This window comes from Sulfurospirillum tamanense (assembly GCF_016937535.1).
Classification (GTDB): Bacteria; Campylobacterota; Campylobacteria; order Campylobacterales; family Campylobacteraceae; genus Sulfurospirillum_B; species Sulfurospirillum_B tamanense.
The window spans coordinates 60,775-73,734 of record NZ_JAFHKK010000011.1; the positions used below are offsets into that span (position 1 = coordinate 60,775).

General features: G+C 42.9%; 13 protein-coding genes. 4 read left to right on the forward strand and 9 right to left on the reverse strand.

The window, feature by feature from the left end; all coding sequences use genetic code 11:
- Positions 1 to 4: 4 nt before the first annotated feature.
- The 4 genes from JWV37_RS06485 to JWV37_RS06500 form a co-directional block, all read right to left on the reverse strand.
- Positions 5 to 199, reverse strand: coding sequence for a hypothetical protein (locus JWV37_RS06485; RefSeq protein ID WP_205458970.1), 195 nt, complete (start codon positions 197 to 199; stop codon positions 5 to 7).
- A 410-nt stretch (positions 200 to 609) separates the two neighbouring features.
- Positions 610 to 1,104, reverse strand: a complete 495-nt coding sequence (locus JWV37_RS06490) for a flavodoxin (RefSeq protein WP_205458971.1) — start codon at positions 1,102 to 1,104, stop codon at positions 610 to 612.
- Positions 1,104 to 1,847, reverse strand: a complete 744-nt coding sequence (locus JWV37_RS06495; RefSeq protein ID WP_205458972.1) for a hypothetical protein — start codon at positions 1,845 to 1,847, stop codon at positions 1,104 to 1,106. Before JWV37_RS06495 ends, JWV37_RS06490 begins: the two co-directional genes overlap by 1 nt.
- Positions 1,848 to 1,969: 122 nt before the next feature.
- Positions 1,970 to 2,770: an ion transporter gene (locus tag JWV37_RS06500; RefSeq protein ID WP_205458973.1), complete on the reverse strand. Its 801-nt coding sequence runs from the start codon at positions 2,768 to 2,770 to the stop codon at positions 1,970 to 1,972.
- A 173-nt stretch (positions 2,771 to 2,943) separates the two neighbouring features.
- On the opposite strand from JWV37_RS06500, the gene JWV37_RS12705 reads away from it, so the two are divergent.
- From JWV37_RS12705 to JWV37_RS06515, 4 genes are read left to right on the forward strand one after another with little or no spacing between them, the layout of a single operon-like run.
- The gene (locus JWV37_RS12705; protein ID WP_240332068.1) at positions 2,944 to 3,306 is read left to right on the forward strand and encodes a hypothetical protein; all 363 of its coding nucleotides are present in this window, start codon (positions 2,944 to 2,946) and stop codon (positions 3,304 to 3,306) included.
- On the forward strand, positions 3,275 to 4,912 hold the full coding sequence (locus tag JWV37_RS06505) for a TonB-dependent receptor (protein ID WP_369407662.1): 1,638 nt from the start codon (positions 3,275 to 3,277) through the stop codon (positions 4,910 to 4,912). Before JWV37_RS12705 ends, JWV37_RS06505 begins: the two co-directional genes overlap by 32 nt.
- Complete coding sequence (locus tag JWV37_RS06510; RefSeq protein ID WP_205458974.1) at positions 4,912 to 5,376, forward strand: hypothetical protein; 465 nt, start codon at positions 4,912 to 4,914, stop codon at positions 5,374 to 5,376. Before JWV37_RS06505 ends, JWV37_RS06510 begins: the two co-directional genes overlap by 1 nt.
- 34 nt (positions 5,377 to 5,410) lie before the next feature.
- Complete coding sequence (locus JWV37_RS06515; RefSeq protein ID WP_240332069.1) at positions 5,411 to 7,270, forward strand: bifunctional diguanylate cyclase/phosphodiesterase; 1,860 nt, start codon at positions 5,411 to 5,413, stop codon at positions 7,268 to 7,270.
- A gap of 27 nt (positions 7,271 to 7,297) precedes the next feature.
- Here the strand turns inward: JWV37_RS06515 and glyS are convergent, their stop codons facing one another.
- The 5 genes from glyS to JWV37_RS06535 form a co-directional block, all read right to left on the reverse strand.
- Positions 7,298 to 9,349 carry a glycine--tRNA ligase subunit beta gene (glyS, locus tag JWV37_RS06520; protein ID WP_205458976.1) on the reverse strand — a complete coding sequence of 684 codons (2,052 nt, stop codon included), beginning with the start codon at positions 9,347 to 9,349 and terminating at the stop codon, positions 7,298 to 7,300.
- 93 nt (positions 9,350 to 9,442) lie between these two features.
- Positions 9,443 to 9,571 (reverse strand): hypothetical protein, encoded by a 129-nt coding sequence (locus tag JWV37_RS12815; RefSeq protein ID WP_275898355.1) that lies wholly within the window; start codon positions 9,569 to 9,571, stop codon positions 9,443 to 9,445.
- The gene (locus tag JWV37_RS06525; RefSeq protein WP_205458977.1) at positions 9,568 to 10,965 is read right to left on the reverse strand and encodes an endonuclease/exonuclease/phosphatase family protein; all 1,398 of its coding nucleotides are present in this window, start codon (positions 10,963 to 10,965) and stop codon (positions 9,568 to 9,570) included. The genes JWV37_RS12815 and JWV37_RS06525 overlap by 4 nt, the downstream gene beginning before the upstream one ends.
- Positions 10,962 to 11,603 (reverse strand): carbonic anhydrase, encoded by a 642-nt coding sequence (locus JWV37_RS06530; protein ID WP_205458978.1) that lies wholly within the window; start codon positions 11,601 to 11,603, stop codon positions 10,962 to 10,964. The genes JWV37_RS06525 and JWV37_RS06530 overlap by 4 nt, the downstream gene beginning before the upstream one ends.
- A gap of 20 nt (positions 11,604 to 11,623) precedes the next feature.
- Complete coding sequence (locus tag JWV37_RS06535) at positions 11,624 to 12,796, reverse strand: MFS transporter (RefSeq protein WP_205458979.1); 1,173 nt, start codon at positions 12,794 to 12,796, stop codon at positions 11,624 to 11,626.
- Positions 12,797 to 12,960: the final 164 nt, after the last annotated feature.

Sequence of the window (12,960 nt, forward strand, 5' to 3'; positions counted from 1 at the left end):
GTTTTTACCCCAAAAGTTGGATTTGAAAATTGCGCTCAAAACGGTAAGGCACGCGGTGGTTATCCAGCGCATGCTGTATGGCCAAAAATTCATCAATGTTTGTCTCCTGAGCGTGCTTTAGATTAATGATTTTTTGTTGGGCTTTGTCGTAACGGTAGGTTGAAAACTGGCCTATGAGGCGCACAAGCGTTTGACTCACATTATCCTCCTATTTTCCCTCCAAAAGAGCGCATATTACCGTAGATGCCTCCTTGGAGTCAATGTTTTTATACCGCATTTTCATAATTTTTAATATTGAGCATGCCGATTTATGATGCTTTTGAAACTGGTGCTTTTTAATAACGTTATCCACCACACACCGCAGTTCATTTTGTGACATTTTAACCCCTTATTTGATTTTGATAATGGTTATTATATAGATAAAGAGATTAAGGATGCCTTAGAAAACAACAGGGATTTATCCTCTTTGCCAAAAAGCCATTTTAAGGCGCCTAGACGGGTTATTGTACGAAGCAAAAACATCGGGGAGAAACAAAAAAAGTAGTGAGCAGATAACGCGTTAAATTTCCTTACATGTAAAGCTTTACATGTAAGGAAAACAAAGGGGTATTACAACTGTGCTTTTAAGCGCTCAACCCAAGTATCGATACGCTCATCAGTGAGCTCGTCTTGGTTGTCTTCATCGATAGCCAAGCCCACAAAAGCGCCATTTTTAACCGCCTCAGAGGCTTCAAAATCGTACCCCTTCACAGGCCAATCTCCGCCAATCATCACCGCACCTTTATCAGTACACACTTCGTGCAAAATCCCCATACCGTTGCAAAACTCGTGACCATAACCCTCTTGGTCACCTAGTCCAAAAAGTGCTACACGTTTTCCGACAAGCTCTAAAGTGTCCGTATTAAAGGATTCCCAGTCGTCTTGCAACTCACCATCATACCACGTGGATGTCCCAAAAATAAACGTATCGAACGTGTTGAGTGTTGCCGCATCGGCACTTCCAATGTCAAACACCCTAGCGTCCATTCCCAGTGTCGCTTGAATCTTTTTTGCAACACCTTCTGTGTTGCCGCCACTACTGCCGTAGACAATCGCTATTGCCATCATTGCTCCTTTACTGAATGTGAAATTATATAAGGCACCAACTTCACACGCGCGCATTGCTCGTGGGGTTGACGCACTTGAATGTGACGGGTAAAAAGCGCATTGCGTGGAAAAACAAGGTACACCGCGCGCGTTCCATTTTGTGCAAGGCGCTTCCACGCCCTAGAGATTTCCTCTTCGACGCCTTTGGGGTTGTTTTTGTCCACGCGCTTCACACACGGCACAACACTAAGCACCCTTTCTCCCGCTTCTTCGATGATGATTTCATCGCACTCGATGTAGACGTTTTTATCAGGATTGCGCTTGCAGATTTTTTCATACACAAACTGCAAAAACAGCCCGCTCGCATCGAACATCATCCCTGGGTTTTCTTTGGCAAAAAGACGATAAATCCGCTTTGCTGGCTCAAAAGAAGGCAACGTTGCCATATTGCAAGCAATGGCATGGGCAGCGTGCATGTCGCCACTCAAAAAAGCATGAATAAGCGCACTACTGCGAGGACAGAAAACCAAACGCGAAGAAACAGGAGAAAGCGGCTTTGGAATACTTTGCCTGATCGCATCAAAAAAATGTTCCGCCAAAGGCTGATGGCACCCTTTTAATAAAACCCGCTCATCTGGTTCAGCACACAAATTGTACTGGGTCAGAAAAAGCATCCGACGCTGTGGTCTTGGCAGGTGACGAAACATAGGAGGTGTGCGCTCAATCCATTCGCCATTTTGAAACTCAAACCCAACCAACATATGCCTACCTTTTTGTTTTGATAATCAGTATTATAATCATGAAATCTTAAAGGGGAGCTTAACACATGATAATTATTATCAACAATAAACATAAGAAGAGGCGGTACGAGGCCGCCAAAATATTAGGTGTTTTTTTCGCGAAGCAGTTGTTTGAGCTCTTTGACTTCTACGAGTAATTCTTTGAGGGTTTCATGGTCCGCATGACGCTCCTCATCGGCCTGTGCATTTTGAAGTTTTTGCATTTCACCGATGATGACTGCCACAAAAAGGTTAAAAAAGACAAAAGCTGCGATGATGATAAAACTCACATAATAGACCCACGACCACGGGTACACTTCCATGGTTTCGTACATCACATCCGTCCAGTCCTCAAAAGTTAGGATGCGAAAAAGTGTGAGCATAGAGATGAGAAAATCCTCCCAAAGACCAGAGGGCATGTCCATAAATAAAAAGCTACCAATGATGGCGTAGATATAAAAGATGATAAACATCAAAATGACGATGTCAACAATGGAGGGAATGGCTTTAATGAGCATGTCAAGAATGGCCTTAAGCTCAGGGCGCGCGGTGAAGAGCCGCAAAATGCGAAAGACACGCATAAGGCGTGCAATGGCGGCAAAAGAGCTGTTTTCCAAAGGAATGAGCGTCACTGCGACAATCACAAAATCAAAAACATTCCACTTGTTTTTGAAAAAATCAGAGAACTTTTCTTCGACTGCCATCTTGATACCAAGTTCCACCACAAAATAGACCGTCACAATCCAATCAAGCACATACAAGATATTGCCATAGGGCTGGGCGGCTTCTTCGAGGGTTTTAAAACCCAAAACTGAAGCATAAAAAATAATTATGGCCGTAGTAAGATTAGAAAACCACCGCGCATCACGAACGGCCTTAAGGCGTGCTAACCAAAGTTGATTCATCTGCTTCCTTTACATGTAAAGGCGAAATTATACGCAAAAAAGGTAAATACATGTAAAGAAATTTGGGCACAAATAAATCAAAAAAAAGGCGACTTCTTGTTTGTGATATCCTTGTGACATTAACTTCAAAACTCTCAAAGTAATTTGGGTTATAATAATGGACTTTATACTTTTTGCGCTCTCGCGACACAGCGTTGGCAGCCGTTGTTTCACTCCCTATCTATAAGGTTTTTATGAAAAAAGTTATTGTTTTGCTTCTCTTTCTTACCAATGCTCTTTTTGCTGATGCCTTGGATTCTCTTTTACAAGAGTACCAAAGCACTACCGAAAAATCATTAAAAACCGTCAATGAAAAGCTTGGACACGTGGTGATTTATTCTCAGCAAGAACTTCGCATGATGCAATACACCAAACTCGATGACATCCTCAAGGAGCTTCCGCTCATGAGCTTGGGTAAAAAACCAATTTGGCTCCTCTTCTCCTTTGCTTACAGGAAGCAAAGCCGTGAGCGGTTTTTTTCGGTTTTTTATCAATGATTATGAAATCAGTTCGGCCTACTTACAATCCCCCTCCCTAACGTGGGGCAATTTACCCTTGGATTTTGTAGATCACATCGAAATATATTATGGCGATAGCTCCTTTTCCATGGGCAACACAACGGGCATCTATTTTGTGCGAATCTACACCAAATCCGCCAAAAAAGAAAACGGAAGCGAACTCAAATCCCTTGTCTCCTCCAACGGTTCTAACGCACAAAGCTTCATTCAGTCTCAAACCTTTGAAAACGGGTGGTCGTACCTCTTTTTTGCCAACACCTCCAAGGCAAAAGACGACGTAAAGTACAAAACAAATACCCTCTCTAACGATGAAAACAGACGGTACCTTTATGCCGATATCAACAACGACACCACCAAGATAAACATCGGCTACACCGATGTCAAAAAAGACCTCTTCGCAGGCATGTCCCTTGACGCCGCCCCTGATAGTGGCAAGCTGAAATCACGGGATTATTTCATCGATATTACCAAGCATCTCTTGGAGGACAAATCCCTCAAAATCAACGCTTCTGTGGGAGTCAACGAACGGCAATACGAAGAAGAAAATGCTCAAGGCATGGGTGTTGTTCCTATTCTTGATTTTTCAAATATGCCCGCGAGCATACTTACGGGGTTTTACGAAGACGCAACTTTCACCAAAACCAACGCTAGCCTCACTAAAACCTTCCAGTACCTCAATCACAATATCCTCATAGGTGCGCACGCTTCTGGGAAAAAATACGACCTCAAAAAAAGAACGGGGGTCAATTTCTTTGGTCAAAAAAGTGACCTTAGGCAGTACAATAACTTCAATAAAGAAAATGTCTACTCTTTGCTCTTCCAGTACGATTATCGGGCAACGGAGAACCTCATTTTGATTGCCAACGCAAAAGTCGACAAGTACCAAAGAAACGGTTACCTTGGCGACACCTCAGAGCAGCTGGTCAGAGTGGGGGCCATCTACACGCCCTATGAAAACTTGGGATTTAAGGGCTTTTACACCCGTACTTATCTTCCTGTCTCTTTTTATAACGTTGATTTTGTAGACAAAAACAACCCCAACCTTAAATCCCAACAGTACGAACTTTTTACCGCTGAAGCAGTCTACACACACGGAAAATCAAAATTTAACCTCATCTACAACAACGTCACCATAGACGATTTCATCTACTATACTCCCGTTGGTTTCATCAACGTAGACCATGCCGTTAAGACCCAAGGGCTCATTTTGAATTACGAATACGCCCTCGCCAACACAGACAAAATAACCCTCAACTATTTCACCTCGACACAAAGTGAAGGGGCAAGCAACTACCAACGTGGCGGCTACGTCAAATACATGGGAAACTACCACAAAGTTGACTACTTTGCCTCTTTGATTTATAAGGGTTCTTTTTCTTATTTTGATGTACATGTAAAGGATAGCTTCGACCTTAGCCTAGGCGCAACTTACCATTTTACTAAGGATTTTAGCGTTAGCCTCAAGGGAGAAAACCTCCTGAAAAAATCCACCGAGTCCGTCTACGAAGAGGCTTTTGGGATTCCTTTTTCCCTCAAGACAACACCCCAACGCAGTGCTTACCTTTCGCTAAAGTGGGTGTTTTAATGCGCGCCTTAACACTTTTTTTCATGCTTTTCTCTTTTTCTTGCGCAGACCAGTATACGTTTTTGATGGACAAGTACGACAAAGAGATAGAACTTGAGGCAAAAATTCTCTTTAAAATTGCTACTGTTTCCACGAGAGGAGACATCACGCTGTTTATTCCGGAAATGACGCCCGTGGAAGCAAAGGTTTACGGGAAATTTTTTACACTCACACCCGATTGCCAGGGGGCAAATTTTGTCTTTGTCAACAAAACAACAACCGACACAATACCCTGCAACGCCTCTGGAAAACTGTTTTTTACCAACAACTACAAAAAACTGCTTTCCGATCGTAAATTCTTCGGGGCATTTTTCTGGGCCAAAAGCAGGCCCAATATTGTCTTTTTGAAAAACAGGCTCGCGGCGCAAAACATCACCCTGCCCCAAGCGTACGACCACTACACAGAAGAGCTAGATGTCCCGTAAGTTTTCTTTTAAAAACCCTTTTTATTTAATTGGCTTGAGTCTTGTTGTCGGAGTGGTTTTGGGTGCATTGCTATACGGAACTGTCAAACTGGAAGAAAAAGTTGAGGCAAAAATGTTTGAGATTTCCACATCCGACATTTTTCACATTGCTCAAAACAGTGCAAAAACCATCACATCTCTTTTAAACACCCAAGAAAGCTACGTTACTCAAATACAACGCAACACTCTTCTTCAACAAGAAATTGAAGCCCATCTGAGGATTTTACCCACTAAAAATATCAAATACGCCTACCTTCTCTACAGGGACGCTAGAGGTGTTTTTAGATTTTTGGCCGATGCTTCTGCCCCTTTTGAAAAGGCTCTACTTAATCAAAAACTTGACGTCACTAGCCCTGCTTGGAATGAAATTTATGAAAAAAAAGAACCCCTAATTATTAGACATGATTTTCTCAAAGCGCTCTCCATTAGTTACCTGACTCCCTTACTAAACAACCAAGAGGTTCAGCTGGTCTTAGCCATTGATTTTTCTGTTGAAAAAGTAGAGAGCATCAATACTATTCTTGCCTTTATGAAAACGACCCTTTTAACAACAATAGGGATTATGGTTCTCTTTTTTATCGTACTTATAGTGCAAACGTACCGGTATGTCGTCGCTAAAAAAAGTGCCTACATAGACAAACTTACCAATACATACAACAGAAATTATCTTCAGGAGCTAGAAGAGTTTATCAACCTTGGCGACTACGCATTAGCCGCTTTAGACATAGACCACTTTAAAAAAGTCAACGACACCTACGGACACCATGCGGGAGATATGATTCTCAAAGACGTTGCCAGCATCATCCTTGCCAACACGCGCAAAAAAGATGACATTGTTATCCGCTACGGGGGAGAAGAGTTTGTGATTCTTTCAAAAATCAAAAGGACCGACCACGCCTCGCCTTTAAATATTTTTGAGAGAATTTTCACGAGCATCCAAGCCAAGGCTTTTCATGTTTCAAACTCCGACACACTTCACATTACCGTTTCTATGGGTATCAATTTAGCACTAAACCAATCCAGAACTTTTTCTGATGCTTTTAAGTTGGCAGACATTGCTCTTTACAATGCAAAACATAGAGGTAGAAATTGCATTGAAATTTACGAAGAGAACAAAAACAGCCACAAGCACACCCACCTTACCATAGGTGAAATTAATGTCGCCATTGAAGAGGACAGAGTGGTCTGCTTTTTCCAGCAAATCGTACACACCCAATCCAAAAAACTTTCTCACTATGAGGCGCTACTGCGCATTGTTGACAAAGACGGGAGTATCATTACTCCGAGCAAAATCCTTCCCGCCATCAAAGGAACCTTTGTCTTGCGCAATATCACCAAAAGGGTTTTAGAAATTTGCTATGCGACCCTTTGCCGCCATCCTGCCATTTGCATCAATGTTAATCTCAATCCTCAAGACATCATCAATGAAACTATTCTTGACCTTCTAAAAGAGTACGCCAAAGAGAAAAACATTGCACAAAGAATCGGGCTAGAAATTGTAGAAAGTGAAGAGTTTATGCACTACAAACATGCGGATGAAAACCTGCTGATGTTAAAGTCTCTTGGCTACACAATCTCTATCGATGATTTTGGAACTGGGTATTCTAACTTTGTTTATTTGACCCAAATTCAAACAGATTTTATTAAAATAGATGGGGATATCATCAAAAACATTGTGGAAGACAAAGTCTCACTCGCGGTTGTAAAAAGCATCGTTAACTTTGCCAAAGAGGCAAAGATTCAAGTAGTCGCCGAATATGTGTGCAACGAAGAGATTTATAACATTGTCAACTCCCTTGGCATTGAGTACTGCCAAGGGCATTATTTTTCTATTCCTAAAGCATCTCCTGCATAACCTTTACATGTAAAGGCAAAAGAGACTTTAAATAGAGATTTCCTTGATATCTGCCACCGATAAAAAGGCTTGGTAAATCGCGCCAATAAGGTGCTGACGATTTTGGCGAATGGCAGAATCCTCAGCATTAACCATCACGCTATCAAAAAAGGCATCGATGCTAGGCTTGAGTCCAAACAACGCATCCAACTTTGCCTCTTCATCTTGAATGTCAGCTTTCATTACCGTGCCAAATGCCTCCCAAAGACGCACCTCTTGGTCATGCTCAAAAAGTTGCGCATTAACCTCGAACGTCTGGGTCATGTCTACATCTTTAACAATGTTTGCCACACGCTTAAAGGTACTTAGTGCCTCTTTAAAATTACTTTGAGCAGTAATGGCTTTTAGTGCCTCAACTTTGCGCGCAATTTTTACGATGTCGCGTTCGCCACTTTCTAGCACCGCCTTAACAATGGAAGGATTGGCATCAAAAAACGGATACAACCGCTCGATGATAAAAGCTTCTAGAAGTTTTTTATCAAAGGCTTTATAGTGCACAGCAAGGGCAGCAAAATCTGCACTAATATCAAAAGGAATCTGCTGGTCAAGAGCAATTTTCACAATCCCGCCCACCGCACGCCGAAGCGCAAAGGGGTCTTTGGTGCCTGTTGGGATTTTACCAATACTAAAAAGCGCCAACAAGGAGTCAATCTTGTAGCTCAATGCCACAATAGCACTAAAAAGCGTACTTGGAAGAGCACTCTCCTCGCTATTAGGAAGGTATTGCTCTTTAAATGCAAGCGCCAAAGAAGCGTCCTGGCCCGTTTTTATAGCGTAGTAGTACCCCATAGTGCCTTGGAGTTCTGTAAACTCATACACCATTTCACTGAGTAAATCTGCCTTGCACAATCCAACTGTGCGTTCTAGTAGCGCCATTAAAGTGTGTTCATCCAAATCGGGGCGCTCTTGCATTAAGCGCACTTTGTAACGGCTAGCCAAGTACGCACTCACTTTTTGCTCTCGCTCTACTTTGTCGTAAACCGAACCTAGCCCTTCTAGGTAAACAATCTTTTTCAATCCCTCGCTGGAGAGGCCATTGCGCAGGTCATTTTCCCAAAAGAAAAGCGCGTCTTCAAGACGAGCGCGCAACACTTTTTCATTACCAGAAACAATAAGGTCGTATGTTTTAGCAATCGCATTAGAAACCACTACAAACCGATTAGTAAGCTTGCCCTCTTTAAACACGGGAAAATAACGCTGATTTTCTTTCATGGAAGTGATAATCACTTCCGGAGGCAAGGTTAAAAATTTCTCATCAAAACTACCAAGCAAAGCTTTGGGGTGTTCAGTAATCGCCACTACTTCGGCAAGCAAAGCTGCATCTTTTTCAACCTCAATCTCCCAAGCGGCTTCAATCTCTTTAATTTGCGCTACAATGGATTCATAACGCTCTTCTTGAAAAAGCACCACGCCGCCTTGAACAAGCTTTTCAAAATAATCTCCCGCTTGGTCAAATGCAAAAGGTTCATAGGAAACACTACGGTGCGGGTAGGTAAAATACATAGACTTTACCCCAAAAACTTCCCCTACCACATGCTCATCTCCTAGCATCATCGCCAAAGAGCGAACAGGACGGATAAAACTCTCCTCCAAGCTTCCCCAGCGCATGGATTTGCCAAAATTCAAACTTTTTAACCATGCCTCGACCATGCGACTCAAAATCTCTTTACTCGAAACCCCTTGAATCTCTTTTTTCACATACAGAACTTCTTTGTCTCCGCGCACAGTGCTGCCAAGAGCTCCTACCTCAACCCCACATTTTTTAGCAAAGCCAAGGGCTACTGGCGTAGGCTCCCCTTCTTTGTAGGCCGCACTCAAAGGGGCGCCAAAAAACTCTTCATAACGAGTGGGTTGCGCAAGGGCAAAAGCAGGATGCCACAGCACTAAACGGCGCGGTGTGTAATAAAATTCAAATTCACATCCCAAGCCTTCGCGCTCTAATAGCTCAAGCCACTTGGCTTCAATGTTTGGCAGTTCGTTTAAAAAAGGGATGGCAGGAAGTTCTTCAACCCCGATTTCAATCAACAATGGCTTTGTCATGGGACCTCTTTTTCTCTTTGGTTAAGTCATAATATCTACGATTTTAAGGGGTAAAGTGTAGCAAAAGCTTCGTTAAAAAAGGCTTTTTGGCAACTATTTCTCTTTTTTTCTCCGCTCTCTTTCGTCGTGGCGCGCTTGCATTTGACGGTTAAATCCCCGCACCAAAAAAACAACAAAAAAAGCAAAAGCCCCCCATGCAATAACATCTACAATTTCTCTCATTTTCGCTCCTCTAATATTAGCTCTTTTTGGCCGCCATACATCCCTACGCGCACCCGCTCCAAGCGCACGTATTCGCCCTCTTTTGGGAGGTGTGACGTGTTTTTGGCATACAAACGCACCGCACCATCGGAGGTCACCAAGCGTCCTTGTTTTACCACGCCCTCCACCTCACGCATCACATCTCCTGGACGTGCTTCTTTAAGGGAGCTTTGGGGCAACATATGGGCATAAATATCTCTTTTTTTGGGCGACACGCGCTCTACATGTAAAGCTGAAATCTCACGCATCCCTTGAAAATTTTTCACTCCATGCACCCACACATCAAGAACCTCGCCAAGGCTAACTTCAAAGTCGGGTTTGTGCACATACACGCCACGCCCCTCTTTCCCAAGCACCATGCCCTCATTATGCACGTATACCACAGTCGCATCTTTTAAAAACAGATTGGCCTTGCCCTCTTTTGCACTAAAGACGGTTTCAAGACCAACAGGGTTTAGCGAAGATTGCATTTGGGTTGTGGTGAGCTTTAGTCTCAGCGGAAAATGGTCAGAGTACCCTCTTCCTGTATGTGCCCCCTTTCCCCTGTTGCGTCGCTCCCATCGGTAAGGAGAGCCATTTTTGGTACTAAAAAAGGGTTGTGAAAAACGTTCAAAACTTCCCCACGCATACACCAACCCCTCTTTATTGAGCAAGCCTTGGCTAAGTACCATGCGGTCTAGGGCTTTTTTATCTCCAAAAAAATCATGACTCCAGCGCTCTTGTTGCGTAAACCACGGGTCAAACCACCCTTGGCGCAGTTCCAGACGCCCAAAGGTTTCAGCAAGCACCGATTCATACCCCAAAGGGTCGTTAAAATCTCCAAGCAAAAGAACTTTTTCACGCCCTCGCACAAATGTCTTGAGGGTTTGTGCCGCACGCAAACGACGCTCCCTTGGATTACGCAAAGAGGGCCAATGCACATTCACTAGCTCTAAATATTCTGAATCAATCTTGATCTTTGCCCAAAGCATTTCTCGCCCCCGCTCAAGGGGAATCGCCTCTGTTTGCTCAAACGGGTAGCGCGAAAGCACACCCACACCTGTGGCTACATGAGAAGGCTTTGCAAAGGCAAAATAAGGGTAAGAAAGTGTCTTGGAAAGGCTTTCCATCAAAGCCTCATTTTCCACCTCTTGCAAGGCTAAAATATCCGCATCAAGGGCGCGAATAACCGCTATGGTGTTGGCAAGCTTCTTTTGAGCCATTTTCTCATCCCAACCAAGTTTGCCTAGCGTATAGTCGTCGTATTCACTCCCTTGGGTTTTGGCATCAAAAAGATTTTCTACATTATAGGTGCCAACACTCACCCCAAACACAAGGGTAAGCAGGGCACACCAAAACACCCCTAGTCGAATCATGCGTCGCTTATCATGGGCTTAAAGGTCATGGAATCATCATCATAATACTCCAATTCCCCTGTTTTGATTTTATAATACCACCCCCGCAAACTCAACGTGCCCTCTTCCACACGCCTCGCAACCTCAGGATACGAAAGCAAGTTAGAAAGTTGAAATACCACCGAAATGCGCTCTGTCATTTCGAGTTTTTTCTTCGCTGATTCACCCTCTTTTAGGGTCTCTTCCACGTAGTCTCTAGCTTGTCTACCTAGTTCCAACCACTTCTTTACATGTATAAGTGCAGGGTCATTGATTTCGCGATAAACCCCATCAATCGCCCCACAATGTGAGTGTCCGCACACAATGATATCTGTAACATTTAAAACCGACACAGCGTACTCAATCCCCGCTGCTGTCCCGTGAAAATCATTATCAGGAGAAAAAGGAGGCACCATGTTTCCAATGTTGCGCAACACAAACAAATCACCTGGGTCTGAGTTGGTGATGAGCGCTGGGTCTACGCGCGAATCGCTGCATCCAATAAATAACACCTTGGGGCGCTGCCCTTGTTGCACAAGGTCAATAAAACGGTTTTTGTATTTTTTAAACTGTTTGTCGCGAAAAGCACCATAGCCTGCAATGAGGTCACAAATCTCCATCAAAACTCCTTTTAAAAAAACTAAATACCTAAGGGTTTAGAGCGTATTTCCCTAATATGTTGCTGCAAAAACAGCACGCTACCCATAAAACTCACAAAACTCGCCAACAAAATTGGGTAAAAAAACGAACCCGACACATCATACAAAAAACCACCTGTAATCGGTCCTGCAATACCCGCAATCGCATAGCCCAAAAAGACATAAGGGTAAACAATACCAAGGTTTTGCACCCCGTACACTTGGGCCGTTTCTTTAGCAAACAAAACAAAATTTCCGCCAAACCCAAAACCAACAAACACAGCAAACATTAAATACACAAGGGGCGATAGTGGCAAGATGTTCAACCCTATAATTGCCAGAGATTGAAATAAAAGTGCCAGAAAGATGCTTAGACTTGCCCCAATGCGGTCACTAAGAAATCCCCAAATAAGCCTACCTGTAAAATTTGCAACCGCAAACAGCGCAACACCAAGAACAAGTGCATGACCTGAAATACCTTGCTTGGAGCCAATGATGCCCAAACTGCCAATGACAAGCAGTCCTGCAAAAGTTCCCAAAAATATACCAAAAAAAAGTTTTTTGAAAATTTTTGCTTTAATAAAATCAGAGGCTCTCATGCTCTTGTTCTCATCTAGGCAATGTCTTTGAAAAATAAAATTCGAAAACAATAAAATGATTACACCGTAGGATATTCCAATAATTCTTATGAGCTCCAACACATCGTAACCGCTCTCTAACATTAACCCAGAAATTTCTGACATAAACACTGCACCCAAACCAAACCCAGCAGCGGCAATACCAGCAATAAGACCTTTTTTTTCAGGAAACCACTGAACAGGGGATGTTAAAGCAACCCAGTAACCAAAGCCAGTTCCCACACCTGAGAGCACTCCAATGCCCACCAACACAATCAAAAAATTGCCTTGCGAAAAACTTGCTAGCAGGTACCCTAAAAAGAACAACACGCCAGAAATATAACCAAAATACCTATGTTTTACTGTTTTCCCTAATTGGCCAACAAAAATCATTGTTACGGGAAACACAGCAATAATTACACCAAATACAATCTGGGATTCAAAAGCAGAAAAACCGTATTCTCGCATTAGTTCCGATGCAATCAAACTCCATGCATACACATTGCCTATGCACAACATGATAACAAAAGACGCTACTACTGTTACGTGTCTTTTCATCTTACAGCCCTGTAAACTTCTATTTCAAATGTAGCTACACTCTAGTTTTTGCACCTTGTTTTAAAACCGGCCGATTATAGCAAAAATTGCTAAATGTCAGATGGGAAAGATAAAAAAACAAGGAAACCTGCTAAAAAAATTTGATATGTATTTTTTGTCTAAAT

Coding starts and splice junctions, on each gene's coding strand:
- JWV37_RS06490 (WP_205458971.1), bottom strand. CDS start 1,104: ATGGCAATAGCGATTGTCTACGGCAGTAGTGGCGGCAACACAGAAGGT.
- JWV37_RS06495 (WP_205458972.1), bottom strand. CDS start 1,847: ATGTTGGTTGGGTTTGAGTTTCAAAATGGCGAATGGATTGAGCGCACA.
- JWV37_RS06500 (WP_205458973.1), bottom strand. CDS start 2,770: ATGAATCAACTTTGGTTAGCACGCCTTAAGGCCGTTCGTGATGCGCGG.
- JWV37_RS06510 (WP_205458974.1), top strand. CDS start 4,912: ATGCGCGCCTTAACACTTTTTTTCATGCTTTTCTCTTTTTCTTGCGCA.
- glyS (WP_205458976.1), bottom strand. CDS start 9,349: ATGACAAAGCCATTGTTGATTGAAATCGGGGTTGAAGAACTTCCTGCC.
- JWV37_RS12815 (WP_275898355.1), bottom strand. CDS start 9,571: ATGAGAGAAATTGTAGATGTTATTGCATGGGGGGCTTTTGCTTTTTTT.
- JWV37_RS06525 (WP_205458977.1), bottom strand. CDS start 10,965: ATGATTCGACTAGGGGTGTTTTGGTGTGCCCTGCTTACCCTTGTGTTT.
- JWV37_RS06530 (WP_205458978.1), bottom strand. CDS start 11,603: ATGGAGATTTGTGACCTCATTGCAGGCTATGGTGCTTTTCGCGACAAA.
- JWV37_RS06535 (WP_205458979.1), bottom strand. CDS start 12,796: ATGAAAAGACACGTAACAGTAGTAGCGTCTTTTGTTATCATGTTGTGC.